This window comes from Klebsiella michiganensis, assembly GCF_015139575.1.
GTDB lineage: Bacteria > Pseudomonadota > Gammaproteobacteria > Enterobacterales > Enterobacteriaceae > Klebsiella > Klebsiella michiganensis.
This window is the reverse complement of the sequence record NZ_AP022547.1, coordinates 3,440,744-3,465,283: the sequence shown is the minus strand read 5'-3', so window position 1 is coordinate 3,465,283 and position 24,540 is coordinate 3,440,744. Positions and strand designations below refer to the sequence as shown.

Below are 24,540 nucleotides of genomic sequence, written 5' to 3'. Positions count from 1 at the left end.
CGGCAGAAATGCCGGGCTTTTTTTACGCCGGGATCGCGGAGATTTTGGCGCTTCTCGACCACACCCGATGCGCCGCCATCAGGGTAATCAGCGCATCCACCGACGAATTATCGATGGCGTCCGTCTCAACGATGCCTTCTTCCCCCTGACTGGCAACCTGCAGCGGCGCTTTGCACTGCCGGGCATCGCCTGCCAGCAGAATCGGCTTCAGGTGTTTATAGGCTTCCAGCAGGTAGTAGTGGAAATCACCATTGTTGCTCAGGCTTTGCAGATCGCCGCCGGGAACAATGACCGCGTCCACGGTAAGCGATGGCGACCCGGCAAAGGTCCCGGCCACCGGCAGCTCGGTACCGTCATCGGCCTGCACTTTCCCCATTCGGGAATAGAGTAATTTGGCATGCACTCCGTGCGCTTTGAGCGCCTTGAGCAGCGTCAGGAGCTCTTTGGCGACCGGACGATCGTTAAGCAGTACCGCTACCACCCGGCCTTTTACGTCACCGCTGGGAATAGCGTACAGGCTTAACGTAGGATCCTTTTTCAGACCGTTAACATCCGGCGGCGGCGTGATGCTGCGCTGTTCGTCGGTGAGCTCAATACCCAGATTTTTACCCACCGCCTGAGCCAGCTGCAGGTCGATATGCGCCAGCTGATCGACCACCCGCTCGCGGATCCACTCCCTGACGACCTTGCTCAGCTCGAAGCTGAATCCGTCGATAATATGCTGCTGCTCAATAGGCGTCTGGCTACGCCAGAACAGCAGGGGCTGCGAGTAATATTCGCCAAACGACGGACTGCGCTGGCGAATTTTTTCCCCGTCAACCCGCTCGGCATAGGATTCAAAGCCGCCGCGTTTCGCGGCCGGCGGCGTCTCCCGCGGCCAGTTATCGTTGATGGAGTTAGGTTCATAGTTTGCCGGGTTGGTATCAATATCCATCCGGTGCATGCCGTCGCGCTGGAAATTATGGTACGGGCAGGTGGGTTTATTGATCGGGATTTCATGGAAATTCGGCCCGCCGAGGCGGCTGATCTGCGTATCGGTATAGGAGAAGAGTCGGCCCTGCAGCAGCGGATCGTTGCTGAAGTCTATCCCCGGAACGATATGCCCTGGATGGAAGGCCGCCTGTTCGTTTTCGGCAAAGAAGTTGTCCGGGTTGCGATTGAGGACCATCTTACCGACGCGCTGCACCGGTACCAGCGCTTCCGGAATCAGCTTGGTGGGATCCAGCAGATCGAAATCAAAAGCAAACTCGTCCTCTTCCGGGATCAGCTGTAAGCCCAGCTCGTACTCAGGATAATCGCCGGCTTCAATCGCTTCCCATAAATCACGGCGGTGGAAATCGGGATCGCGACCGGTCAGCTTTTGCGACTCGTCCCATACCAGGGAGGCTTTGCCCGCGACCGGCTTCCAGTGAAAACGTACGAAGGTGGCTTTACCTTCCGCGTTAATCAGGCGGAAGGTGTGGATGCCGAACCCTTCCATCGTGCGGTAGCTGCGGGGCAGTCCGCGGTCGGACATCGCCCACATCACGTTATGCAGCGTTTCGGGCTGCAGTGAGACGTAATCCCAGAACGTGTCGTGCGCGCTTTGCCCCTGCGGGACGGCCCAGTGCGGCTCGGGTTTGACCGCGTGGACGAAATCAGGGAACTTGATCGCGTCCTGAATAAAAAAGATCGGCGTGTTGTTGCCGACCAGGTCAAAGATGCCCTCGTCGGTATAAAACTTGGTGGCAAAGCCGCGGATGTCGCGCACCGTATCGGCGGAGCCTGCGCCGCCCTGAACGGTGGAAAACCGGACGAAGACCGGCGTTTTTTTCTGCGGATCGCAGAGGAAAGCCGCTTTGGTGATATCGCTTAAATCGCTGTACGCCTGGAAATAGCCGTGCGCAGCGGAGCCGCGGGCATGGACGATCCTCTCAGGAATGCGCTCGTGGTCAAAATGGGTGATTTTTTCGCGCAGGATAAAATCTTCCAGCAGCGTGGGGCCGCGTTTGCCAGCGCGCAGCGAGTTCTGGTCGTCTGCGATGCGTACGCCCTGATTGGTGGTGAGCGCAAAATCCTCGCCGCCTTTACGCTGTTTTTCAAGGGCATCGAGCTTTTCGCTGTGCGTATCCGGGGCTTTCATACTGCCCGGGGCGGTCGGCTCTTCACCTGGGGCGGTGGGATGCGGCGTGGGCCGCCAGTTCTGATCTTCGGGGGCTAAGGCATCCAGACCTGGTTTTGCTTCCCGGTCGTCGTGAACCGGTGATTGATGGGGTTGCGGGTTATGGTGTTTATCAGACATTGCTCGCTCCTGCTTTCATTGCTGAAAATGGTCGTTGCTAAACCAAAACCCTTCTAATTGTAGAACATCATTTCAAGAATATATTTTTATAAGAGTTTTACTACTAAAGGGCCGCAAGCTGGGGGCGACGAAAGGGGGCTTTTTCGGCTATGATAGGGGTTTCTGTTTCCCGCTGTGTTTAGTGAATCTATTTGTGATGAAACCACTTCGCCAACAAAATCGTCAGGTCATTAGCTACGTGCCGCGAGTCGAGCCTGCGCCGCCGGAACACGCCGTCAAAATGGATGGTTTTCGCGACGTCTGGGTTTTGCGGGGTAAATATGTTGCTTTTGTGCTAATAGACGAACATTTTCGTCGCTCCCCTCCGTTTAACGTGCCGGAAGCGGCGCAGCGCTGGGCGACGCAAATGAGGCAGGAAGGTGAAATCGACGCCTGAATGTGCCGGGCACAATAAAAAAACCGCTGAAAATCAGCGGTTTTTTGTTTTTAATAACCTGAAGTGCGGGCCCGCTTAGCGGTGCGCGAGCTCCGCGTCTTCTTCGCTATCGAGAATAGCTTTATCGGTTTGACGCAGCCACTGGCTGGTCAGGGTACCGGCGGTCATGGAACCGCTTACGTTCAGCGCGGTACGGCCCATATCAATCAGCGGCTCAACCGAGATCAGCAGCGCCACCAGCGTGACCGGCAGGCCCATCGCCGGCAGGACGATCAGGGCGGCAAAGGTCGCGCCGCCGCCCACGCCAGCGACCCCGGCGGAACTGACGGTCACGATGCCCACCAGCGTCGCAATCCACAGCGGATCGAGCGGGTTAATACCGACGGTAGGGGCGACCATCACGGCGAGCATCGCCGGATAGAGGCCCGCGCAGCCGTTCTGCCCGATCGTGGCGCCGAACGATGCGGAGAAGCTGGCGATAGACTCCGGCACGCCCAGGCGACGCGTTTGCGCTTCCACGTTCAGCGGAATAGACGCCGCGCTGGAGCGGCTGGTAAAGGCGAAGGTCAATACCGGCCAGACTTTACGGAAGTACTTCAGAGGACTCACGCCGTTGACCGCAAGCAGCAGACCGTGCACCACGAACATGATGCCCAGACCAATATAGGAGGCGATAACGAAGCTGCCGAGCTTGATGATGTCCTGCAGGTTAGAGCCCGCGACTACCTTGGTCATCAGCGCCAGCACGCCGTACGGCGTTAACTGCATCACCAGGCGCACCAGCTTCATTACCCAACTCTGCAGCGTGTCGATGGCGGTGAGTACGCGCTGGCCTTTGGCGACGTCATCTTTCAGCAATTTCAGCGCCGCGACGCCGAGGAACGCGGCGAAGATAACCACGCTGATAATCGACGTTGGGTTCGCGCCGGTCAGATCGGCAAACGGGTTTTTCGGTACGAAAGAGAGGATCAGCTGCGGGACGCTCAGGTCCGCGACTTTACCGGCGTAATTGCTCTGAATGGCGTTGAGGCGGGCGGTCTCCGCGCTGCCCTGAACCAGCCCTTCGGCGGTCAGGCCAAACATATTAGTGACCAGCACCCCGACCAGCGCCGCAATCAGCGTGGTGAACAGCAGGGTTCCAATACTGAGGAAGCTGATTTTACCCAGCTGCGAGGCATTATGCAGACGGGCGACCGCGCTCAGAATGGAGGCGAAAACCAGCGGCATGACGATCATTTGCAGCAGTTGAACATAGCCGTTACCGACGATATTGAACCACTGGATAGAATCCTTCAGCACCGGGCTGTCGGAACCATAGATAAGCTGTAGCGCCAGGCCGAAGACAACGCCGATCGCCAGACCGACCAGCACTTTTTTAGCGAGGCTCCACTGTTTATGGCGGGTTTGGGCCAGCGCCAACAGTAAAACCGCGAACACGACTACGTTCGCTATTAATGGAAAGTTCATCCCCGTTCTCCTGATATCTTTTATTACCGGGCTGGTCAATAACCAGCTCTTATGACGGCAAGGGTAGCAGAAGGCGTTATTCGTTACTTATATTCAAATGGAATTGATTATAACCAATTGAATAATTCGCTGGTTTATCGTCCAGCCTGGTGGCTAATTAAGCGATTAAAGGTGGTTTGCAAAGAATTAATCATGTCCGATGACCAGCGAATGGCGCTGTTTTCGGCAACGTTTTGCGGCATCCATACGGCATAGATAAACAGCGCCATACACAGCGCGCGCTCCAGCTGGTTACCCTTGCGCGGTGCAAGCAGGGGCAGGCGAAAACGCCAGCGGCAGGGCCAGAGCAGCGGAACGCCTGCCGGGGTGAGCATGTCGGCGAGAATATGGCTAAGGTAGCCAAGAACCAGGCCCTGAACCGCATCTGCCGGCACTATCCAGCTTTCCGGTACTTTCAATGAGAAAATCGCGACCGCGCCAAAGACTACCAGCAGGCTATGGGTGAAGCCGCGATGGCCAAAGGCGCGCGCTATCGGTTTTGATATCCAGCTTAATCGCTGACCGAGAAACGACTTAGGGTGATCGATATCCGGCAGCAGACAGGTCAGGATGGCGGAAGGAACGATGTGCCACCAGTCGCCCTGAGCCAGCACGGGGGTCAATTCCGCGTTTTTCGCAAATACCGCACAGGCGATAGAGAAGAGGAGGTGGCCTTCCGCCGTCATGATAAACACCCTAAACTGTCAATTCATACAGTATAGGGTTTTTATACAGTGTGCGGAAGAGGTGACGGTGTAACTCTTTGTCACAAAAACATCAGCGTGCCAGCCAGCCGCCATCTACCGCCAGCGTAAAGCCGCTAATGTAATCCGCCGCCCGGGAGGCGAGAAAAACGACCGGCCCCTGCAGGTCATCCGGCACGCCCCAGCGCCCGGCCGGAATACGATCGAGAATCGCTTTGCTGCGCTCGGCGTCTTCACGCAGCTGCTGAGTATTGTTGGTAGCCATGTATCCCGGGGCAATGGCGTTAACGTTGATGCGATGCCCCGCCCATTCGTTGGCCATCAGGCGGGTAATGCCCAGTACGCCGCTTTTTGACGCGGTGTAGGAGGGTACCCGAATCCCCCCCTGAAAGGAGAGCATTGAGGCAATATTAACAATTTTCCCGCCGTCGCCCTGCGCGATGAACTGCCTGGCGACCGCCTGTGAAAGAAAGAACACCGACTTCAGATTCAGGTTAATCACCTCGTCCCAGTCTTTTTCGCTAAAGGAGAGCGCATCGGCGCGGCGGATGGTTCCCGCATTGTTGACCAGAATATCTACCCGGCCCATGGCGGCCACGGCCCGATCGACAATGGTTTCAATCTCATCCTGCCGGCTCAAATCGGCCTGAATAGCGGTAAAGCGTCGGCCCAGCGCCTGAACCTTCTCTGCGGTTTCATGGGGGATCCGGCGATTCACGCCGACGATATCGCACCCGGCCTGCGCAAGGCCCAACGTCATTCCCTGGCCCAGCCCGGTATCACAACCCGTCACGATAGCGACCTTGCCCGTAAGGTCAAAGGCGTTCAGTACCATATGCACCTCTGTATGCTGATTTCACGCGTTAAATAACGCCGTTGAGACAAGCATAGAGGGCGGGAGAAGAAAAAACAAATAAAAATGAAACGCTGTTTTAATTTTGTGATGATGAGACGGTGCCGCTATCTCATCATCAGCGGCAGGATTAACCGAGCAGGTCGCTCAGGGTGAGGGATTCAAGGGTGGCAAGCTTCACGTCCGCCAGCACGAAGCGCGGATCGCGGCTGTTTTCCGCTTCCGGTACGACGATAGATCGCATTCGGGCCGCTTTGCTGGCAATCATGCCGTTAACCGAGTCTTCCAGCGCCACGCAGTGCATCGGGCTGACGCCGAGTCTGGCGGCGCAGTCCAGATAGACCTGCGGGTGCGGTTTGCTGAACGGCAGCCCTTCGGCGGAAGCGAGGGCGTCAAATTGATCGCGCAGTTCAAACATGGTGAGGACTTTTTCCAGCATCCGCAGCGGCGAAGCCGACGCCAGGCCGATTTTCAACCCCTGGGCTTTGCACATCGCCACCGCTTCCCGCGCACCGGGGAGGAGCGGACGCGCTTCTTCCACCAGCTGGATGGCGCGGTTGATGATCCGCGCGGTGACTTCGGCACGATCCGGGCCTTTCCACGGCTGCTGGGCAAACCACAGATCGACGACTAAATCGATGCGCAGCCCCAGGATATCGGGCATTTCATGGCGGCGGCTGATATCCACCCCGAGGCTTGCCATCACCTCCAGCTCCGCTTTATCCCACAGCGGCTCAGAATCAATCAGTAAACCATCCATATCAAAAATCGCGGCGTGAATCTGGCGCCTGGCTGACATAAGTCCCTCTCCTGTAGCGTAAGTAGATAACGAATCGGCACTCATGGTATATCATACCGCGCATTATTGGGCGAAATTCGCCGACGAAGGTAGACTTAGGGTAGACAGGCGTCTTAACAAGGGGAACCCATGACGTATCAACAAGCTGGACGCGTTGCAGTACTTAAACGTATTTTGGGGTGGGTGGTATTTATCCCGGCGGTTATCTCGACGCTGATCTCCGTGCTGAAGTTTATGTACGAGCACAGTGAGAAAAAACCGGGCATTGACGCGGTGATGATGGACTTTGCTCATGTGATGATTGAGATGATGCGTTTCAATACGCCGTTCCTGAATTTCTTCTGGTACAACTCGCCGCTGCCGGACTTTAAGCACGGTATGAATATCGGCTTCTGGGTTATCTATATTCTGGTGTTCGTCGGCATGGCGCTACAGGCCTCCGGAGCGCGGATGGGGCGCCAGGCGAAGTTTCTGCGCGAGGGCGTTGAGGATCAGCTGATTCTGGAGCAGGCGAAAGGGGCCGAAGGGCTGACGCGCGAACAAATCTCTGAACGCGTTGTGGTGCCGCGCCATACCATCCTGGTGCAGTATTTTCCGCTATACGTCCTGCCGGTAATTATTATTGTGCTGGGCTACTTCTTCTTCTCTTTACTCGGCTTTCTGTAAAATACCGGCCCGGAAGCGCCGGGCCGGCAGAATCACTGGGTGGGAAGGGCGCGCGGTTTACCCTCATTATCTACCGCAACGTAGATAAACAGCGCTTCGGTTGCTTTGTAGCGCTGGCCGATGGGTTCAGACGACACCTTCTTGACCCACACTTCCATATTGATGGTTATCGACGTATTGCCGCGCTTCACGCAGCTGGCGTAGCAGCACACCACGTCGCCGACCGCGACCGGGCGTAAAAAAGTCATGCCGTCGACGCGCACGGTCACGACGCGACCGTGGGCAATCTCTTTGGCCATAATCGCCCCGCCAATATCCATCTGCGACATCAGCCAGCCGCCGAAAATATCGCCGTTAGCGTTGGTGTCCGCCGGCATCGCCAGGGTGCGTAATACCAATTCGCCCTTCGGCGTAAGATCTGTTGTTGTCATTCTATACTCTGTACTAGTCAAAGATGATCAGGCGGATGCTACTATGAAAATGACGCTGAGAGAATAGGGAATACGCCCGCGATAGCGGGCGTGAGGGGTTAGAAGGAGATCGTGACGCCAGCGTAATAGGCGCGACCCGGTTCGTTATAGGTCGAAGCCCCTTCGTTTTCACGATAAATTTGCTTATCGAACAGGTTACTGATCCCGGCGTTCAGGCGCAGGTCTTTCATTAGCTGATAGTTGCCGCCGATACCAACCACGGAATAGGAGCCCACTTCATTGGTGGCCAGTACGCCGTTTTCAGTACGAATTTCCGCATATTCCCGCGGTTTCTGCCGACCGTACAAAGTCCAGTTGACGTTCGCCGAAAACTTGCTGGTCACCTGCCAGTCGAGCAGGGTATTGATGGTGTATTTCGGAATAACGGACAGCGGGTTTCCGGTATCTTTGTTTTCCGATTTGATCATATAAGTGGCGTTGGTGCGCCAGCTGAGCGTATCGGCAATGACCGGAACCAGCAGCGTGCCTTCAAGGCCTTCGACGACCGCTTTCCCGCCGTTCTCCCACTGCAGGATATTCGCTCCGGTCGCGGTATTACCCAGAATCTCGGTGCCGGAGACGATTTTGTTTTTGTAGTCGTTGCGGAACCAGGTGACGCCGGCGTTGTAACCGTTCAGGTTAAACTCAAGGCCGATCTCCTTGTTGATGCTGATTTCCGGATCGAGGTCCGGGTTACCCAACAGATAGCAGTTGCCATCGGCAATACTTATCGGGCAGCCGTTACCCCGCGTAGAAAGCAGATAGCCTTCGCTCGACTGATACAGGTTCGGCGCTTTAAATACCCGGGCGATGCCCGCTTTGACCTTAAACATATCCCCCAGATCCTGCGCCAGGTTCAGGCTCGGGCTCCAGTTGCTGCCGAAGTCGTTATGATAGTCGAAGCGTAGACCCGGGATAATATTGGTGCCCGGCATCGCTTCAATATTGTCTTCCAGATAGATACCGGTCAGGGTGGCGCTGTTTTTAGGGCTGCGTTGTGAAGGATCGCCAGAAATCCCGGGGAGAGCATCCGTGGTGGTGGTGGCCTGCATGGATGCCGGATCGTTTAGCTCATCGCGATTCCATTCCATGCCCAAAGTCAGGGTCTGTTCAGCGAGCCAGTTGAAGGGGATATTAACCTCAGCGGTTGAGCGCCACGACTCCAGGCGGCTGGTGTCATAGACATCGCTATTGATCATCCCTTCAACGCGGCCGGTGGTGCCCTCCTGCAGGCGGGTATTGTTGGTTTTTTCGTAGTAGACGCCCGCCTTCGACTGGCCCCAGTCCCAGATCCCGTTGTAGGTCAGGCCCCAGGTCTGCCGATATAGCCGGTTGGTTTCCTGACCGTACAGCGTATCCACCAGGCCATTTGGGCTCATATTGCTGTTGCTGTACTGCGTATCGCCGGCATAAATATTGCCCTGGCGGCTATAGGCGTAGCTAAAATCCAGGATCTGCTGCGGCGTAACTTTCCACGACAGCAGGGCGTTAATATCTTTGTTGCGTACCCCTTCGCGGCCCGCCGCGTAAGAGCCATTTTGCGCGCGGTTAATATCCCAGGCATCGGGCTCCGTTTTGTTGATGTTGCCGTACAAACGCATGGTCAGGGCATCTCCCGCCAGCGGTCCGTTGAGGCTGAAGTTAGCCCGGTTGGTGGCGCCTTCTTTATTATTTTCCGGCTGATTGGTATAGAGCGAAAGCGAGCCGTGCCAGTCGTTGGTGGGGCGTTTGGTGATGATATTGACAACGCCGCCCGCGGCGCCTGAGCCGTAGCGCGCTGCGGCAGGGCCGCGCAGAACTTCAATGCGTTCCACCATTTCCGGCGGTACCCAGTTGCTGTCGCCGCGGGTATCGCGCTCGCCGCGCCAGCTATAGCGCACTGAATTGCGGGAGGTGACGGGCACGCCGTCGATAAGAATCAGCGTGTTTTCCGGTCCCATTCCGCGAATGTCGATCTGACGGTTGTTGCCGCGGCTGCCGCTGGCGCTGTTGCCGGTCAGGTTGACGCCGGGCATTTTACGGATGATTTCTGAGAGATCGTTAACCGGGGGATCTTTAGCAATATCTTCCGCAGTGATGATCGAGACGCCCGGCTGCTGCTTCAGCGCCTCTTCGGCGGTGCCATGAACCACCATGGTCTCCGTATCCTGTTCCACCTCTTCGGCGAAGACCCCTGGGCTGAGTAAGCCTGCAATGGCCAGGGCCAGGGGCGTTGCTATGTGATTTTTCTGCGTTCTCATTATAAATATCCATATCAAATCATGAAAAATTGAGATCGAGAATATCAATGATAATCATTATCGTTTCAATAAAGCGACGCTAATCTCCATTAAATCCTCACAATTGCCGCAACTTTCCGGCATGTGGTAGATATCATGAAGAAACCGGCGAGCCTGAACCCTCCGGTTTCCGGGCGCGTTCGTCAGGAGGTGGGGGTTTCGTTGTCGGTTTTTTGACGGCGTGTTTGCGATTGGTACCACGCCGGGAGCTCAGCCAGTCTGATGCCGGTCGGGACATAGCTTTGTTTCAGGCAGGCTATGCGCTGGGAACGATAAATACCGGTATAGCCCGAGACCAGCCATGCCACCACGCAGGCCAGCGCCGCGTAAACACCGATTTCCGCGCCAAATAGCTCAATCGCCATCAGCGTCGAGGCGATGGGGGTATTCGCCGCGCCGGCAAAGACGGCGACAAAACCTATCCCGGCCAGAAAACCTGGCGGCATATGCAGCAGCGGCGCCAGCGCATTGCCCAGCGTCGCGCCGACGTAAAACAGCGGGGTGACTTCGCCACCTTTAAATCCGCTTCCTAAAGAGACAACGGTGAAGATCAGTTTGCCGAAGCAGTCCCACGGCGCCAGCGGATGCTGGAAAGCGTCTACTATCACCGGTATGCCCAGGCCAATATAGCGCTCTCCGTGCAGCAGCCAGACGGCGCCGGCAATCGCCAGTCCGCCAATAAACGGCCGCAGCGGCGCGTAGTGAATCCGTTTTTTCATCAAGGCGCCGACCGCATGCGTGCTGTCGGCGAAAATGCGCGCCGCGAGGCCAAAGCAGCAGCCGGCGATAATGATGGCCAGCAGCGTCCAGAGCGTCAGCGTGGGAAAGCCGGTAATAAAGTAGTGCGTATGCTGCACGCCCCACATGATGCCGACCCGATCGGCGATAATCGCGGCAAACAGACAGGGAAGAATGGCGCTGTAGTCCATCCGTCCGATAGCCAGGACCTCGAGCCCGAATAGCGCTCCGGCGAGCGGGGTACCGAAAACCGAAGAGAAACCGGCGCTGATCCCGGCCATCAGTATCATTCGCCGGGCATCGTCGTTAAGGCGGAAAAGGGCCGTAAAACGGTCGGCAATCGAGGCACCCATCTGCACCGCCGTGCCTTCACGCCCGACGGAGGCGCCAAACAGATGAGAAACAACGGTGCCGAAAAAAACCAGCGGCGCCATGCGCAAGGGAATGATGCGCTGAGGGTCGTGAATCTCTTCCAGAATCAGGTTATTGCCGGCCTCCACGCGGGTGCCGTAGCGCAGGTAGATCCAGCTGACGGCAAAACCTGCCAACGGCAGGAGCCCGATAAGCCAGAGGTGAGCTTCACGCGTTGCCGTGGCCCACTGCAGTGAGAAAAGAAAAAACGCCGATGCCGTACCCGCCAGCACCGCGATGATAAAGGCGAGGAGCAGCCATTTTCCGAGGAAGAAAAGCAGAGAGAGTGATGAAAAGCGGTTTGCACGCATCGTCAGTTCCTTAGAAGATTAACCTTCCCGGACGCGGTGCCTGCAATTCAGATATGCCTGCCCATTCCCGGTCCGGGAATAAAAAGCAGGCATCATTAGCCACATGGCGGTTCAAGGAGGAATGCCATCTCCTGTGAGAAATAGCTTACATTACGAATCGTTTCAGCTGAAGCGATTTATGCGGAGAGGGGAAAAGCGAAGAACGCGGCACGCCGTCCGGCGTGCCGTGGGAAAGCCAGCTTAGTGGTTGTCGTCCTGCGGCATATGGCGATAGATATACACGCCGCTCAGCAGGGTGAATACCAGCGTCAGGGCGGTTAAACCAAAGACCTTGAAGTTGACCCAGATATTCTGCGGCAGCCAGAAAGCGATATAGATATTCGCCAGTCCGCAAAGGATGAAAAACACCGCCCAGGCCAGATTCAGACGCGACCACACCTGCTGCGGCAGCGTCAGCTCTTTACCCAGCATGCGCTGGATCAGCGGTTTCTTCATCACCCACTGGCTAAACAGCAGCGCGCTGGCAAACAGCACGTAGATAACCGTCACCTTCCATTTAATAAACTCATCGTTATGGAAGAAGATGGTTAAGCCGCCAAATACGGCCACCAGCACAAAGGTAATCAGCGCCATTTTCTCGACTTTACGATAGCGCACCCAGCTGTAAATCAGCACGATGGCGGTAGCGATAATCAGCGCGGTCGTCGCGGCGTAGATATCATAAAGCTTGTAGAATGCGAAGAAGACTACCAGCGGTAAAAAATCCAGAAACTGCTTCATACATCGATTCCGTCGTTCAGGTTGGGGCAGGGAGCACCCGCCCCGGATTAGATTAGTTACGAATGAGCATATACAAGCGAAATAAATAGATCAGCAACAATGCGGAGATAAGATTGCTGAGGGTATTTATTACCACCGCGCCAACGTTTGGCGTCAGGACCGCGAAGCTGGAGGCAAACAGCAGCAGCAGCGTTTTCGCCAGCAGCCAGCCGATAATGGCCGGCGCCACCAGACGTACGTTGGCCCAGGCCAGACGCATACTGCTACGCATGGCGCTGAAAATCCCCATTTTATCCTGCACCAGCATAACCGGTGCGAAAGAGAGCACGATAGCCAGCAGGACGCCCGGCACCACCACCAGCATCATTCCCATCTGCACGATAAACGTCGTCAGCAGGATCAGCAGCAGCAGCTTTGGCAGCACCGGCGCAGAAGCGCCAATCGCGCGCAGGGCGCTGACTCGCTGGCCGGCGGAGACCATCTGAATCATGAGCAGAACGCCGCCGGCAAGAATGGCGTTACCTACCAGCCCTGAGAAGGTAGAGGCCGCAGACGCGCGCAGCAGGATTTGCTGCTGCTCCGGCGTCATGCTCTGGACCAGTTCGAACAGCCCGCCGCTACCCGCCAGGCTATCGCCCTGGCTCAGTATTGACAGCTGCTCTTCACTGGGTGAAAAGGCATGGCCAAGTACTACCGTAATGAACGCGCATAGCAGCGCAATCAGCAGGATAGTAACGAACTGATTGCGGAAAAAGTTCCCGGTGTCACGGTAGACGGACTTCGCCGTGATAGACATGCATTCTCCTTGAGTATTGCAGGTGTTAACTAGCCGGCGATTGTACCGCAAATCGCGGCTGGGTAGCAGTCTCTGCTCCTGCACGCTAAGTATATCTTTGTAAATAGAAGAGGAAATCAGCGACGCGCTGCCTTGAGTGTCATAAAGCAAGAAATTTGATACGACACGCTTCTCACTGATTGTATTGAGAAAGTGAAAATTAATCTGGATCAATAAATGTTAAATTTGCCCACTTAATGTGATCTATGTTGGATCAAACATACTTCAATGTAGGTATATTCTGGCGCTGAATAACCATAATGAGGAAGTGGGTATGAAAAAGTTAGCAGCGGCGGTTGTTATTCTGAGCAGTCTTTCCGGCAGCAGCGTCTGGGCGCATGAAGCTGGTGAATTTTTTATTCGCGCGGGTTCGGCAACGGTCAGACCGACCGAAGGCGCGGGCGGCACGTTAGGCAGCCTGGGGGGCTTTAACGTCAGCAATAATACGCAACTGGGTTTGACGTTCACCTATATGGCAACGGATAACATCGGCGTTGAACTGCTGGCCGCCACGCCGTTCCGCCATAAAGTCGGGACCGCGGCAACCGGCAATATTGCGACCGTTCACCATTTACCGCCGACGCTCATGGCGCAGTGGTATTTTGGCGACTCCAGCAGCAAGCTGCGTCCATACATTGGCGCGGGTATCAACTACACGACCTTCTTCGATGAGAGCGTGAACGATACGGGTAAAAAGACCGGCATATCCGATCTGAGCCTGAAAGACTCCTGGGGGGCGGCAGGACAGGTGGGGATGGACTATCTGATTAACCGCGACTGGCTGATTAACATGTCGGTGTGGTACATGGATATCGACACCACCGCCAACTATAAGCTGGCGGGCGCGCAGCAGCACGACAGTATCCGTCTGGATCCGTGGGTGTTTATGTTCTCTGCCGGATACCGGTTCTAAAGTCTCAGGTAAAGCTGGTCGCAATGACCAGCTTTATTGCACGTCCCGACGCGAAGTCCGCTGCCGCGATTGCCGATGCGTCATTTGCCGCAAGCACTCCGCGGAACGTCCGCGTCAACCGCTACTCATTACCCCATTTATTCAGGAATTCCGCGATATCATCGATGCGCTGCCGATCGATGCCCGCTTGTATGGCCATCTCTCCCTGCGCCTCCTCGCTGATTTCTTCGTTATTCATCAGCCGCGTAATCAGCAGTTGAAAATAGCGCGCCAGGGGCTCACGTTCTGACTCGCTGACGGGCTCGGCGGACTCCGTCGAATACTCATCCGCAATGTCGTAATATTTCAGTGGTACTTCCTCGTGCATAAATCGCTCCCGGTTGACGTTGTGCCTGTATTTTCTGGCTTGAATAATATCACCCCTGCCTGGCTTTAGCTCAGGAACGCCCAGAAAAACGTATGACTAGCCCACGCCATGTGCAACGGGTCCAGAAACTCTCCATCATCGGGGTGTAATAGCATAGAAAACGAAAATTGACTGCCATGAACCCGTCTGCAGGCCATTCATACGCATAGACTTATCACCACGGCACGCGATATCCGCGATAATCCAGATACTCTAATCCGGGACGATTTTGTTTTTCCAGCAGCACGTTCACCAGCGAGGGGATGGTCTCCGCCATGGTGAGCGGGGCGCTCTCGCCGCCAAGAGCCGTGCGGATCCACCCCGGCGCCATGACCACCATCGGATGCGATACGCTGGCAGGGCGGGCGGCAAAGCTGCGCATAAACATATTCAGCGCGGCTTTGCTCCCGCGATACAGCTCGCGCTGCCCGCCGGTATTATTGCTCAAACTGCCTTGTCCTGAAGACATAACGCCAATCAGCCCCTGTGGCAGCACCAGCGCCTGCAGACTTTCTATTACCCGCATTGGCGCGAGCGCGTTGGTCAGCATGACGTGAATAAACTCTTCCGTCGCGATCTCGCCGATGGTTTGTGTGGGATCGCGGTTGGTGGTGCCCGCGTTGACGAACAGCATATCCAGCGCGCTATCGGCAAGCGCATTGCGCAGCGCCGCGATCCCGTCGCTATCACAAATATCCAGCGCCTCAATGCGCACCCGTCCAGGATAAGCCTCGGCCAGGTGGTGCAGCGGCGTCGTTTGTGAGAGATCGCGTACGGTGCCGATGACCTGCCAGCCATGCAGCAGAAACTGTTCAGCCATGGCGTGCCCAAGCCCGCGTGACGCACCTGCGATCAATACTGTTTTAGGGGAAGTGACCATGGGCATAACTCCTGAGCAAATACATGATGGGGTAAATATAGGCTGGTGCTGTAGCAGGCGGAAGGCGCAGCATTTGCAATAATAAAGTGCATCAGACGCCTTATCCTGGAGTGGAGAAAAGATGACCGATCCTGATTTCAATTTACTGGCGGCGCTGGATGTACTGTTGAGCGAGAAAAGCGTTGCCGGGGCGGCTAAACGGCTTAAGCTCAGCGCTTCGGCGATGAGCCGCACGCTGACGCGCCTACGGCAGGTCACCGGCGACCCGCTACTGGTCAGAGCCGGGCGAAACATGGTGCTGACTCCGCACGCAGAAAGTCTGCAGGCGCGGGCAAAAAACGTTGTCTCCGAGATGCGCGCGGTGCTCAACGCTTCGCCTGCGCCGCTGAGTTTATCGACCCTCGAGAAGCGATTTACTTTGCGTACCAATGAGGGATTTATAGACGCTTTTGGCCCGGCGCTGGTGAACGCCGCCGCGCGGGAAGCACCGGGCGTGACGCTGGAATTTGTCGCTAAGCCGGAGAAAGATGCCCGATTTTTACGCGAGGGGCGGGTGGACCTGGAAATTGGCGTACTGAAAAATATGGGGCCGGAGATCCGCCTGCAGGCGCTGTTTCGCGATCGTTTTGTCGTCGCGCTGGCCAAAAACCATCCGCTGGCCGCCTTTGCCGACATGTCGCGGGAACAATTTGTTTCCGTGGGGCACGTCATTACCTCCCGTCACGGGTTGATACGCGGGCCGGTTGATGACGCGCTGGCGGCGTGTGGCATGCGCCGCAGGATTGCCGCGGTGGTGCCTGGTTTTTCCGCCGCGCTGGCCGTGGCCCGGGATTCTCAGCTCATCGCCGTTGTCCCGGCCTCCTGCCTGCAGAGCGCGGCGGGAAAAGAGATGGTCGCTTTTCCTCTCCCGGTGAGTACGCCGGAGATAACGGTGTCACAAATGTGGCATCCTCGCCACGAGCATGAATTAGCACATCGCTGGCTAAGGCAGCTGGTGCGCAGAGTGTGTCGACAACCATAAAAAAAGCCCGCACAAGTGCGGGCAAAAATACTGGAAGCAATGTGAGCAATGTCGTACCGAATACCTGAGCTGTTTGCTCAACTATTCAGTAATGAGAAAGATAATATTTCTCATTTAAGATATCAACCCCAACTTTTGTGCAGAAGCGATTTTTTTAATCGACGAGAAAGACGGTGCGTTTCTGGCTGTCGTCCTGCGGCCACGCCGTGGCGACCTCGCGAAGCGGCCGGGGAGTCGTGGCGATAGTCAATCCGCCGGCGACGGCGGCCTGCAGCATCTCCCCGGTGGCGGCCAGCAGCTGGGGCACAGAAAGGCTGCCAATTCCGCTGCCCATCAGCTGCAGCGGCGAGGAGCGTAGCACCGCGCCATTGAGAGAGATATCGGCGGCGGAAAGGGAACCGACCTGAATAAAACGTACCGGCGCATTTCCTGGGCTGTGTTTTGCCAGCGCTGGCAGCAAAAGTTCGGCGCTACGTCCCCACAGATAATCGACGACGACATCAATCTGCTGCGCCGCCAGCCCGGCAAACTGCGTCCGTAAGTCCGCCTCATCCTGACTTAAGTTAACGGTTTCATCAGCGCCGAGGGCGGCCAGCTTCTCCACGTTTCGCCCGCAGGCGATCACTTTTCTGGCGCCGAGAAAACGGGCGATTTGTACCGCCAGCTGCCCGGCGCTGCCGGTGGCGCCGTTGATCAGTACTGTTTCCCCCGCTTTCATCCCGGCGCGTTTGACCAGCGCCGCCCAGGCCGACATCCCCGGATTAGCCATTGCCGCGGCGGTGATATCGTCCAGCGCATCCGGCAGCGGCAGACAGTGGTTTAAGGCGACGGGAGCCCGTTGCGCCATGCTGCCCCAGGGCGCGACGGGGAAGGCGAAATAGACGCGCTCTCCGCCGGGTAAGATACCGGTGCCGTCGATACCCGGGACAAAAGGCAGGCAGCCATCGAAACTATAATGCTTACCGGAGGCCCGGCCTTTCACTACATGACTGATGGCGGCGGCCCGAACCTCGACTAACGCCTGATGCTCACCGGGCTGCGGATCGCGAAAATCGGACCACACCGGACCCTGCTGCAGGTCAAAAACCACGGCTGCTTTCATTGTCTTCTCCCCCTGTGGGATAGTTATGTGTAAAATGCACGTATCTGATAACGGCACTATACCCGGTTAACTAATATATGCAAGATGCACATAATAATTACGACATCACCGGCTTTCACGGCGCGCTGCTCGATATCATCAGCGTGATGAACCAGCCAATGCGCGACGAGCAGATACTGCAGGCGGCTGGGGTCCAGCTCGATCGGATCCTCTTCCCGCTGCTGGTGGCAATAGGGCGCAGGGGACCCGTTGGGGTCGTTGAACTGGCGGATAGCCTCGGTCGCGATTACACCACCGTCAGCAGGCAGGTGAAGAAGCTGGAAGCGCAGCAGCTGGTACTTAAGCAGCCCAATGCAAAAGATCGCCGGATTAGCGAGGTGACGCTCAGCGAAGCGGGGCAGGCGATGATCGATCGTATCGCGGGAGCAAGAACGCGGCTGATGAATGAGGTGCTGGCCGGATGGACGCAAGAAGAGGTGATGGCGCTGTTTCGCCTGACGCGTAAATACGCCGACAGCTTACAGCTGAAATAACCGCCCGGCCCGGGGCCGGACGGCAGGCACGTTAAGCCGCTTTAGTGGCGGCTTTCAGGCTTCGGGCGAAAGCCTTGAGTTCCGCCAGCATGGCCTGCGGGTCGTTCACGTTCCGCTCGATGATTTTGACGATGGCGGAGCCGGAAATCGCGCCGGCCGCGCCGGCCTCAATCGCGGAGGTAACCTGCTCCGGCGCCGAGATGCCAAAGCCCTGCAGCGGCGGTGCGGCGTGGTACTCGGCCAGCTTTTCAATCAGATGATGCAGCGGCAGCGCGGCGCGGTTTTCCGCGCCGGTCACGCCCGCCCGCGACAGCAGGTAGGTATAACCGCGACCGTAAGAGGCTATCTGGCGCAGCAGATCGTCATCGGCATTGGGCGGGCAGATGAAAATCGGCGCGATATTGTGGCGCAGCGCGGCCTGGCGGAACGGCGCGGACTCTTCCACGGGGACATCGGCAACCAGCACGGAATCGACGCCCGCGCGTTCGCACGCGGCGTAGAATTCATCGATGCCGGGGCTGAACACCAGGTTGGCGTACATCAGCAGGCCGATAGGAATGGTAGGGTGTTTCTGGCGAATCGCCGTCAGCATTTCGAAGCACTGCGCGGGGGTCACCCCGGCGGCAAAAGCGCGCAGGGTGGCGTCCTGAATGGTCGGGCCATCCGCCAGCGGGTCGGAGAAAGGAATACCCAGCTCCAGCGCGTCGGCACCGGCTTCAATCAGCGTATCGATAATTTTCAGCGACTGTTCCGGATTCGGATCGCCGAGGGTGACGAAGGGAACAAACGCGCCTTCCCGGCGATCTTTCAGTTGTGCAAACAGCGTCTCATAACGTTCCATCAGATTTCCCCTCGCGCTTTTAAAATATCATGTACGGTGAAGATGTCTTTATCGCCGCGGCCGGAGAGGTTAACCACCAGCAGCTGCTCTTTTTCCGGGTTTTCACGCATCATTTTCAGCGCGTGCGCCAGGGCGTGGGAGGATTCCAGCGCCGGGATAATCCCTTCATGGCGTGATAGCTCTTTAAAGGCCTCCAGCGCTTCGTCATCGGTAATCGACACGTAATCGGCGCGGCCAATGCTGTTTAAATAAGCATGCTGCGGGCCCACTGACGGGAAATCCAGCCCTGCGGAGATGGAGTAGGACTCCTCTATCTGGCCTTCTTCGGTTTGCATCATCGGCGATTTCATACCGAAGTAGATGCCCACACGACCGTGCTTAAGCGGCGCGCCGTGCTCGCCGGACTCAATACCGTGACCTGCCGGCTCCACGCCAATCAGGCCAACAGCGGTTTCGTCGATAAAATCGGCGAACATGCCGATGGCGTTCGATCCGCCGCCGACGCAGGCGATAACCGCATCCGGCAGGCGACCTTCTTTCTCGAGGATCTGCGCTTTGGTCTCTTCGCCAATCATGCGCTGGAATTCACGCACGATGGTCGGGAACGGGTGCGGACCCGCGGCGGTGCCGAGCATATAGTGGGCTTTTTCGTAGCTGCCGGACCAGTCGCGCAGGGCCTCGTTGCAGGCATCTTTCAGCGTAGAAGAGCCGCTATGAACCGGGATCACTTCCGCTCCCATCAGGCGCATGCGGAAAACGTTCGGCGACTGGCGTTCGATATCCTTCGCGCCCATGTAGATGCGGCACTTCAGGCCGAGCAGGGCGCTGGCGAGGGCAGAGGCCACGCCATGCTGACCGGCGCCGGTTTCGGCGATAATTTCCGTTTTGCCCATCCGTTTCGCCAGCAGAGCCTGGCCGAGCACCTGGTTAGTTTTATGCGCGCCGCCGTGCAGCAGGTCTTCACGTTTCAGATACAGCGTCGTGCGGGTGCCTTCAGTGAGGTTGCGGCATTTGGTCAGCGCCGTCGGACGACCGGCGTAGTTTTTCAGCAGGTCGGTAAATTCGGCCTGGAATGCCGGATCTTTTTGCGCGCTGACGAACGCGTCTTCCAGCTGGCGCAGGGCGGGCATCAGGATCTGCGGAACGTACATTCCGCCGAATTCGCCAAAGTAGGGGTTCAGTAAAGTACTCATTGTTGCTCCTTAATATGCGCGCAGCGTTTGAAACACAGAGGACAGCATGTCGGCATCTTTAATACCCGGCTGCGACTCTACGCCTGAATTAAAATCGAGTCCGGCACAGCCGCTTTTGGCGGCTTCTACGCAGTTATCGGCGCCGAGGCCGCCTGCCAGCATGACGTTATGCAGGTCCTGGCCCTGCAGCAGGGACCAGTCGAAACGCTGGCCGGTGCCACCCTGACCGTTGTCGAGAACGTATTTATCGACATGGCGCAGATCGCGCGGCGGTAGCGTTTCACCTACGCTGAGGGCTTTCCAGATTTGCACCTTCGGTGGAAGTTCGGCGCGCAGGGTATCAATATAGGTCTGGTCTTCGCTGCCGTGCAGCTGTACGGCGGCTAAGTCGAGGTTTTCCGCCCGGGCAATCACTTCCGCCACCGGGGTATTGCGGAATACGCCGACATAGCTCAGAGGCGCGCTGGCGATCACCGCTTGCGCCTGCGCCTCGTTCACCGCGCGCGGCGACGTCGGGACAAAAATCAGGCCGCCGTAGACCGCGCCGGATTCATACGCCACCTGGGCATCCTGGGGGCGGGTCAGGCCGCAGACCTTATTCTCGCCGAGCAGCACGCGCTTCACGGCGGCGTTGAGATCGGCGTGCTCCATCAGCGCTGAGCCAATCAGGAAACCGTTGGCGAAGTGGCTCAGTTCGCGCACTTCCGCGTAGGTATGGATGCCGGACTCGCTGATCACCGTGACATCGTGACCGAGCTTAGGCGCCAGGGTACGGGTACGGTTGAGATCAATCGACATATCGCGCAGATCGCGGTTGTTGATGCCGACCACTTTCGCCTTCAGCGCAATCGCGCGCTCCAGCTCCTCTTCATTACTCACTTCGGTCAGCACGCCCATGTTCAGGCTGTGCGCGACGGCGGAGAGCTGGCGATACTGCTCATCATCCAGCACTGAAAGCATCAGCAGACAGGCGTCGGCCTGGTAGTAGCGCGCCAGGTAAATCTGATAAGGATCGATGGTGAAGTCCTTACAGAGAATCGGCTGCGGCGCGACCTTACTGACCATCGGCAGGAAATCGAAGCTGCCCTGGAAATATTTCTCATCGCACAGCACCGAGATAGCCGAGGCGTAGTGCTTGTAGACGCCGGCGATGGCCGCCGGATCAAAATCTTCGCGAATCAGGCCTTTTGATGGCGAGGCCTTTTTGCACTCGAGAATAAACGCGGTGCGGGTTCCGGCGAGGGCATCGTAAAAATTGCGCTGCGTCGGTACCACTTCATTTTGAAAACTGGCTAACGGTTGTTGTTGTTTGCGGGCTTCTACCCAAATCGCTTTGTCGGCCACGATTTTTGCTAAAACGGTCTGCATTTTTTACCCTCTTGCCGCTAATGCGGTCACTCTGTCATAGGCCGCTCCGCTATGCAGCACATCGATGACTTGCTGCGCGTTGGCCTTCAGGTCTTCGTGTCCATGTAAACGCATCAACATGGCGACGTTGGCGGCAACGGCGGCTTCGTGAGCGGCTTCACCTTTACCTTGTAGCAAGCGCGTAAGAATGTCACGGTTTTCTTCCGGCGTGCCGCCAGCCAGCTGCTCCTGATGGTAAGGCGTCAGGCCAAAGTCGGCGGCGGTGAGCTGGTAGCTCTTGATTTCGCCATGGTTCAGTTCGGCGACCACCGTCGGCGCGTGCAGCGACACTTCATCCATACCGCCGCTATGCACCACCGCGGCGCGCTGGTAGCCCAGCACGCGCAGGGTTTCCGCAATCGGCAGCACCAGTTCCGGGCTATAGACGCCAATCAGCGCCAGCGGCGGATGAGCCGGGTTGATCAGCGGCCCAAGCACGTTAAACAGGGTGCGGGTTTTAAGCTGCTGACGGACCGGCATCGCGTGGCGGAAACCAGTGTGGTACTTCGGTGCGAACAGGAAGCAAACGCCCAGTTCATCCAGCGCCTGGCGAGATTTATCGGCATTCATATCCAGGTTGATACCGAACGCCGCCAGCAGGTCGGAAGAGCCGGATTTACTCGACACGCTGCGGTTACCGTGCTTCGCGACCTTCAGGCCGCAGGCGGCGGCCACAAACGCGCTGGCGGTCGAAATATTGATACTGTTGCTGCCGTCGCCGCCGGTACCGACGATGTCGGCAAACGGATAATCCGGACGCGGGAACGGCGCGGCGTTTTCCAGCAGCGCGGTGGCGGCGCCGGCGATTTCCTGCGGATGCTCACCGCGTACTTTCATACTCACCAGCGCGGCGGCCAGCTGCTCGGGTTTGACTTCACCGCGCACCACCGCAGAGAACAGCTGATGGCTCTCCTGCTGGCTCAGGGTTTCGGCCTGGTACAGTTTTTCCAGAATCGGCTGGAGGGTGTTGGTCTGCTCCAGCTTCTGCAGCGCCCAGGCCAGGGTTTGCTCCAGCAGGCGTGCCCCCTGGGTGGTCAGAATTGACTCAGGGTGGAACTGGAAGCCGCAAACGCGATCCGCGTCGTGACGCACCGCCATCACCATACCGTTGAAGTGGGCGTTGATGGTGAGTCCGGCCGGGATATTGCTGCCCACCAGCGAGTGATAGCGGGCGACAGGCAGCGGATTGCTCAGTCCGGCAAACATCGCCTGGCCATCGTGCTCAATGCTTGACGCCTTCCCGTGAAGAATTTCACCGGCCTGACCAACGTAGCCACCGTAGGCTTCGACAATCGCCTGATGGCCGAGGCAGATACCGATAATCGGCAGCTTGCCGCGCATGCGGGTCAGCAGCTCCGGCATGCAGCCCGCTTCGCTCGGCGTCCCCGGCCCCGGAGAAAGCATCAGTACCGGGTTTTTCATGGTGCCGATGCGCTCAATCAGCGCCTGCGCCGGGACGGAGTTGCGGTAAATCACCACGTTATGGCCGTTCGAACGCAGCTGGTCTGCCAGGTTATAGGTAAAAGAGTCGATATTATCGAGCAGCAGGATGTCGGCCATTAGAAAATCTCCTTCGCGTGGTGGGCCTGGGCGATAGCGCGCAGCACCGCGCGAGCTTTATTACGGGTTTCATCCGCTTCTGACTGGGGAACGGAGTCGAGCACGATACCGGCGCCGGCCTGCACCGTGGCGACGCCATCCTGCACGTAGGCGGAACGGATCACGATGCAGGTATCGAGGTCGCCGTGGGCGGTAAAGTAGCCCACCGCGCCGCCGTAGCTGCCGCGGCGTTTGCCTTCAGCGGCGGCGATAAGCTGCATGGCGCGCACTTTCGGCGCCCCGCTGAGGGTGCCCATATTCATACAGGCGCGGTAGGCATGCAGCACGTCAAGGTCGCGGCGCAGCTCGCCAACCACGCGGGAGACGAGGTGCATCACAAAGGAGTAGCGGTCGACTTTGGTCAGGTCGGCGACGTAGCGGCTACCCGGCGTACAGATGCGCGCGAGGTCGTTACGCGCAAGGTCGACCAGCATCAGATGCTCGGAGAGCTCTTTATGGTCGGTGCGCATCTCCAGCTCAATGCGGCTGTCGAGATCGCGATCCAGCGAACCATCCGCGCGGCGGCCGCGCGGACGGGTACCGGCAATGGGATAGATTTCAATCTGGCGATTGGTGGCATCGTACTTGAGAGAACTCTCCGGCGACGCGCCGAAGAGGGTGAAATCGTTGTCCTGCATAAAGAACATGTACGGGCTCGGGTTGCTCTTCTTCAGTACATCATAAGCGGCCAGCGGCGACGGGCAGGGCAGCGAGAAGCGGCGTGACGGCACGACCTGAAAAATCTCGCCGGCGCGGATGGCGCGCTGCATTTTACGCACGACGGCGCCGTACTCTTCGTCGCTCTGATCGCAGTCGCAGCTCATTTCGGCAACCGTGGTCACCGGCAGCGGCGCCGGCGGCTCGTTTAGCTGCTGACGAAGCTGAGCGAGCCGCTGTAGCAGACGCTGTTTTTCGCTTTCCAGCGGCGTGAACAGGCTCGCCTGGATACGGGTATTTTTGGTCTGATGGTCGATAACCAGCAGCGTTTCCGCCAGATAGAAGCAGTAATCCGGGCAGGCGGTGTCGCTCTCCAGCGGCGGCAGGTCTTCAAAGCCAGCGACCAGGTCATAGGCGAACAGGCCGCCGAAGAACATCGCTTCGCGCTCCTGCTGCGGGACGGTTATCAGATCCTGCAGCAGGCGAAAAGCGTCGAATACCGAGAGTGAACACAGGCGGGCATCTTCATCCAACAGCGCGCTCACCGGCGGGAAGGTTAATACCCGGCTATTTGGCTGACGCTGGTTATCGATGCCGGATGGCAGCGCGCTATCCAGCAGTTCGAGTAACGCAGTACCGTTGGCGGAAAATGCGTGAATAGTGACAGTGTCACCTAGCGCGGTGATGCGCAGCGCGCTATCCACCAGCAGCAGGCTCTTTAAATCATCCTTACTGTCGATATCCGCGGATTCCAGCAGCAGGGTGGCTGGACGCGCGCCGCATAGCTGGTGGAACAGCGCCGTGGGGTTTTCCCGATAGATGGCGTCGCTGGTGAGAAGCTCGAGTGCCGGTTTTGATGTTTGCATTATTGTTGTCGCCTGTTCGCTATAATAATTTGTCCAATAAAAAGCCCGCTCAT

Annotated in this window: 23 protein-coding genes, 1 riboswitch and 1 other annotated feature (1 of these 25 running past the window's edge); of the genes, 5 read left to right on the top strand and 18 right to left on the bottom strand. The window is 57.5% G+C overall.

Going from position 1 to position 24,540, the window contains the following annotated elements:
* Positions 1-22: 22 nt before the first annotated feature.
* Complete coding sequence (gene katE, locus JLG71_RS16265; RefSeq protein ID WP_106510567.1) at positions 23-2,281, bottom strand: catalase HPII; 2,259 nt, start codon at positions 2,279-2,281, stop codon at positions 23-25.
* A 181-nt stretch (positions 2,282-2,462) separates the two neighbouring features.
* On the opposite strand from katE, the gene cedA reads away from it, so the two are divergent.
* On the top strand, positions 2,463-2,717 hold the full coding sequence (gene cedA, locus JLG71_RS16260) for a cell division activator CedA (protein ID WP_071532283.1): 255 nt from the start codon (positions 2,463-2,465) through the stop codon (positions 2,715-2,717).
* Positions 2,718-2,792: 75 nt separating this feature from the next.
* Here cedA and JLG71_RS16255 read toward each other — a convergent pair whose 3' ends face one another.
* The 4 genes from JLG71_RS16255 to hxpB form a co-directional block, all read right to left on the bottom strand.
* Complete coding sequence (locus tag JLG71_RS16255; protein WP_014228987.1) at positions 2,793-4,184, bottom strand: L-cystine transporter; 1,392 nt, start codon at positions 4,182-4,184, stop codon at positions 2,793-2,795.
* A gap of 134 nt (positions 4,185-4,318) precedes the next feature.
* Positions 4,319-4,909 (bottom strand): metal-dependent hydrolase, encoded by a 591-nt coding sequence (locus JLG71_RS16250; RefSeq protein ID WP_004850102.1) that lies wholly within the window; start codon positions 4,907-4,909, stop codon positions 4,319-4,321.
* Between the two features lie 91 nt (positions 4,910-5,000).
* On the bottom strand, positions 5,001-5,762 hold the full coding sequence (gene kduD, locus JLG71_RS16245; RefSeq protein ID WP_102802803.1) for a 2-dehydro-3-deoxy-D-gluconate 5-dehydrogenase KduD: 762 nt from the start codon (positions 5,760-5,762) through the stop codon (positions 5,001-5,003).
* A gap of 148 nt (positions 5,763-5,910) precedes the next feature.
* A complete protein-coding gene (gene hxpB, locus JLG71_RS16240; RefSeq protein WP_025106974.1) occupies positions 5,911-6,579 on the bottom strand; it encodes a hexitol phosphatase HxpB in 669 nt (222 codons plus the stop codon).
* A gap of 129 nt (positions 6,580-6,708) precedes the next feature.
* On the opposite strand from hxpB, the gene JLG71_RS16235 reads away from it, so the two are divergent.
* Positions 6,709-7,245, top strand: coding sequence for a YniB family protein (locus JLG71_RS16235; RefSeq protein ID WP_009653426.1), 537 nt, complete (start codon positions 6,709-6,711; stop codon positions 7,243-7,245).
* A gap of 32 nt (positions 7,246-7,277) precedes the next feature.
* Here the strand turns inward: JLG71_RS16235 and yciA are convergent, their stop codons facing one another.
* The 5 genes from yciA to JLG71_RS16210 all read right to left on the bottom strand — a co-directional run bounded on the left by yciA (position 7,278) and on the right by JLG71_RS16210 (position 13,030).
* Positions 7,278-7,676 carry an acyl-CoA thioester hydrolase YciA gene (gene yciA, locus JLG71_RS16230; protein ID WP_025106975.1) on the bottom strand — a complete coding sequence of 133 codons (399 nt, stop codon included), beginning with the start codon at positions 7,674-7,676 and terminating at the stop codon, positions 7,278-7,280.
* A 98-nt stretch (positions 7,677-7,774) separates the two neighbouring features.
* Positions 7,775-9,955: a TonB-dependent siderophore receptor gene (locus tag JLG71_RS16225; RefSeq protein WP_029946915.1), complete on the bottom strand. Its 2,181-nt coding sequence runs from the start codon at positions 9,953-9,955 to the stop codon at positions 7,775-7,777.
* A gap of 182 nt (positions 9,956-10,137) precedes the next feature.
* Positions 10,138-11,454, bottom strand: a complete 1,317-nt coding sequence (locus tag JLG71_RS16220; RefSeq protein WP_134897987.1) for a voltage-gated chloride channel family protein — start codon at positions 11,452-11,454, stop codon at positions 10,138-10,140.
* A 79-nt stretch (positions 11,455-11,533) separates the two neighbouring features.
* A riboswitch (Fluoride riboswitch) is annotated at positions 11,534-11,595 on the bottom strand.
* A gap of 99 nt (positions 11,596-11,694) precedes the next feature.
* Positions 11,695-12,234 (bottom strand): septation protein A, encoded by a 540-nt coding sequence (locus JLG71_RS16215; RefSeq protein ID WP_004101360.1) that lies wholly within the window; start codon positions 12,232-12,234, stop codon positions 11,695-11,697.
* 52 nt (positions 12,235-12,286) lie between these two features.
* Positions 12,287-13,030, bottom strand: coding sequence for a YciC family protein (locus tag JLG71_RS16210; RefSeq protein WP_004850117.1), 744 nt, complete (start codon positions 13,028-13,030; stop codon positions 12,287-12,289).
* A 313-nt stretch (positions 13,031-13,343) separates the two neighbouring features.
* On the opposite strand from JLG71_RS16210, the gene ompW reads away from it, so the two are divergent.
* Positions 13,344-13,982 (top strand): outer membrane protein OmpW, encoded by a 639-nt coding sequence (gene ompW, locus JLG71_RS16205; protein ID WP_004121296.1) that lies wholly within the window; start codon positions 13,344-13,346, stop codon positions 13,980-13,982.
* Positions 13,983-14,103: 121 nt separating this feature from the next.
* Here ompW and JLG71_RS16200 read toward each other — a convergent pair whose 3' ends face one another.
* Both JLG71_RS16200 and JLG71_RS16195 read right to left on the bottom strand, forming a co-directional pair.
* Positions 14,104-14,349, bottom strand: coding sequence for a YmjA family protein (locus JLG71_RS16200; RefSeq protein WP_032692737.1), 246 nt, complete (start codon positions 14,347-14,349; stop codon positions 14,104-14,106).
* Between the two features lie 214 nt (positions 14,350-14,563).
* Complete coding sequence (locus JLG71_RS16195; protein ID WP_049082255.1) at positions 14,564-15,268, bottom strand: SDR family NAD(P)-dependent oxidoreductase; 705 nt, start codon at positions 15,266-15,268, stop codon at positions 14,564-14,566.
* Between the two features lie 121 nt (positions 15,269-15,389).
* On the opposite strand from JLG71_RS16195, the gene JLG71_RS16190 reads away from it, so the two are divergent.
* Positions 15,390-16,289, top strand: coding sequence for a LysR family transcriptional regulator (locus tag JLG71_RS16190; protein WP_049082254.1), 900 nt, complete (start codon positions 15,390-15,392; stop codon positions 16,287-16,289).
* Positions 16,290-16,443: 154 nt separating this feature from the next.
* Here the strand turns inward: JLG71_RS16190 and JLG71_RS16185 are convergent, their stop codons facing one another.
* Positions 16,444-17,391 carry a quinone oxidoreductase family protein gene (locus JLG71_RS16185; protein ID WP_200913690.1) on the bottom strand — a complete coding sequence of 316 codons (948 nt, stop codon included), beginning with the start codon at positions 17,389-17,391 and terminating at the stop codon, positions 16,444-16,446.
* Between the two features lie 77 nt (positions 17,392-17,468).
* On the opposite strand from JLG71_RS16185, the gene JLG71_RS16180 reads away from it, so the two are divergent.
* Positions 17,469-17,924, top strand: a complete 456-nt coding sequence (locus JLG71_RS16180) for a MarR family winged helix-turn-helix transcriptional regulator (RefSeq protein WP_014838208.1) — start codon at positions 17,469-17,471, stop codon at positions 17,922-17,924.
* A 31-nt stretch (positions 17,925-17,955) separates the two neighbouring features.
* Here JLG71_RS16180 and trpA read toward each other — a convergent pair whose 3' ends face one another.
* From trpA to JLG71_RS16155, 5 genes are read right to left on the bottom strand one after another with little or no spacing between them, the layout of a single operon-like run.
* Positions 17,956-18,765 carry a tryptophan synthase subunit alpha gene (trpA, locus tag JLG71_RS16175; protein ID WP_064380548.1) on the bottom strand — a complete coding sequence of 270 codons (810 nt, stop codon included), beginning with the start codon at positions 18,763-18,765 and terminating at the stop codon, positions 17,956-17,958.
* On the bottom strand, positions 18,765-19,958 hold the full coding sequence (trpB, locus tag JLG71_RS16170; protein ID WP_004850131.1) for a tryptophan synthase subunit beta: 1,194 nt from the start codon (positions 19,956-19,958) through the stop codon (positions 18,765-18,767). Before trpB ends, trpA begins: the two co-directional genes overlap by 1 nt.
* 9 nt (positions 19,959-19,967) lie before the next feature.
* On the bottom strand, positions 19,968-21,326 hold the full coding sequence (gene trpCF / locus JLG71_RS16165; protein WP_200913688.1) for a bifunctional indole-3-glycerol-phosphate synthase TrpC/phosphoribosylanthranilate isomerase TrpF: 1,359 nt from the start codon (positions 21,324-21,326) through the stop codon (positions 19,968-19,970).
* 3 nt (positions 21,327-21,329) lie between these two features.
* Positions 21,330-22,925, bottom strand: coding sequence for a bifunctional anthranilate synthase glutamate amidotransferase component TrpG/anthranilate phosphoribosyltransferase TrpD (gene trpD, locus JLG71_RS16160; protein ID WP_004850135.1), 1,596 nt, complete (start codon positions 22,923-22,925; stop codon positions 21,330-21,332).
* Complete coding sequence (locus JLG71_RS16155) at positions 22,925-24,487, bottom strand: anthranilate synthase component 1 (RefSeq protein ID WP_046878275.1); 1,563 nt, start codon at positions 24,485-24,487, stop codon at positions 22,925-22,927. The genes trpD and JLG71_RS16155 overlap by 1 nt, the downstream gene beginning before the upstream one ends.
* Before the next feature lie 35 nt (positions 24,488-24,522).
* Positions 24,523-24,540 (bottom strand) — a sequence feature (Trp leader region); it runs 78 nt beyond the window's last position.

Bases quoted from the DNA above. Each gene is read 5' to 3' on its own strand.
- katE (WP_106510567.1), bottom strand. From the start codon at position 2,281: ATGTCTGATAAACACCATAACCCGCAACCCCATCAATCACCGGTTCAC.
- JLG71_RS16255 (WP_014228987.1), bottom strand. From the start codon at position 4,184: ATGAACTTTCCATTAATAGCGAACGTAGTCGTGTTCGCGGTTTTACTG.
- JLG71_RS16250 (WP_004850102.1), bottom strand. From the start codon at position 4,909: ATGACGGCGGAAGGCCACCTCCTCTTCTCTATCGCCTGTGCGGTATTT.
- kduD (WP_102802803.1), bottom strand. From the start codon at position 5,762: ATGGTACTGAACGCCTTTGACCTTACGGGCAAGGTCGCTATCGTGACG.
- hxpB (WP_025106974.1), bottom strand. From the start codon at position 6,579: ATGTCAGCCAGGCGCCAGATTCACGCCGCGATTTTTGATATGGATGGT.
- JLG71_RS16235 (WP_009653426.1), top strand. From the start codon at position 6,709: ATGACGTATCAACAAGCTGGACGCGTTGCAGTACTTAAACGTATTTTG.
- yciA (WP_025106975.1), bottom strand. From the start codon at position 7,676: ATGACAACAACAGATCTTACGCCGAAGGGCGAATTGGTATTACGCACC.
- JLG71_RS16225 (WP_029946915.1), bottom strand. From the start codon at position 9,955: ATGAGAACGCAGAAAAATCACATAGCAACGCCCCTGGCCCTGGCCATT.
- JLG71_RS16220 (WP_134897987.1), bottom strand. From the start codon at position 11,454: ATGCGTGCAAACCGCTTTTCATCACTCTCTCTGCTTTTCTTCCTCGGA.
- JLG71_RS16215 (WP_004101360.1), bottom strand. From the start codon at position 12,234: ATGAAGCAGTTTCTGGATTTTTTACCGCTGGTAGTCTTCTTCGCATTC.
- JLG71_RS16210 (WP_004850117.1), bottom strand. From the start codon at position 13,030: ATGTCTATCACGGCGAAGTCCGTCTACCGTGACACCGGGAACTTTTTC.
- ompW (WP_004121296.1), top strand. From the start codon at position 13,344: ATGAAAAAGTTAGCAGCGGCGGTTGTTATTCTGAGCAGTCTTTCCGGC.
- JLG71_RS16200 (WP_032692737.1), bottom strand. From the start codon at position 14,349: ATGCACGAGGAAGTACCACTGAAATATTACGACATTGCGGATGAGTAT.
- JLG71_RS16195 (WP_049082255.1), bottom strand. From the start codon at position 15,268: ATGGTCACTTCCCCTAAAACAGTATTGATCGCAGGTGCGTCACGCGGG.
- JLG71_RS16190 (WP_049082254.1), top strand. From the start codon at position 15,390: ATGACCGATCCTGATTTCAATTTACTGGCGGCGCTGGATGTACTGTTG.
- JLG71_RS16185 (WP_200913690.1), bottom strand. From the start codon at position 17,391: ATGAAAGCAGCCGTGGTTTTTGACCTGCAGCAGGGTCCGGTGTGGTCC.
- JLG71_RS16180 (WP_014838208.1), top strand. From the start codon at position 17,469: ATGCAAGATGCACATAATAATTACGACATCACCGGCTTTCACGGCGCG.
- trpA (WP_064380548.1), bottom strand. From the start codon at position 18,765: ATGGAACGTTATGAGACGCTGTTTGCACAACTGAAAGATCGCCGGGAA.
- trpB (WP_004850131.1), bottom strand. From the start codon at position 19,958: ATGAGTACTTTACTGAACCCCTACTTTGGCGAATTCGGCGGAATGTAC.
- trpCF (WP_200913688.1), bottom strand. From the start codon at position 21,326: ATGCAGACCGTTTTAGCAAAAATCGTGGCCGACAAAGCGATTTGGGTA.
- trpD (WP_004850135.1), bottom strand. From the start codon at position 22,925: ATGGCCGACATCCTGCTGCTCGATAATATCGACTCTTTTACCTATAAC.
- JLG71_RS16155 (WP_046878275.1), bottom strand. From the start codon at position 24,487: ATGCAAACATCAAAACCGGCACTCGAGCTTCTCACCAGCGACGCCATC.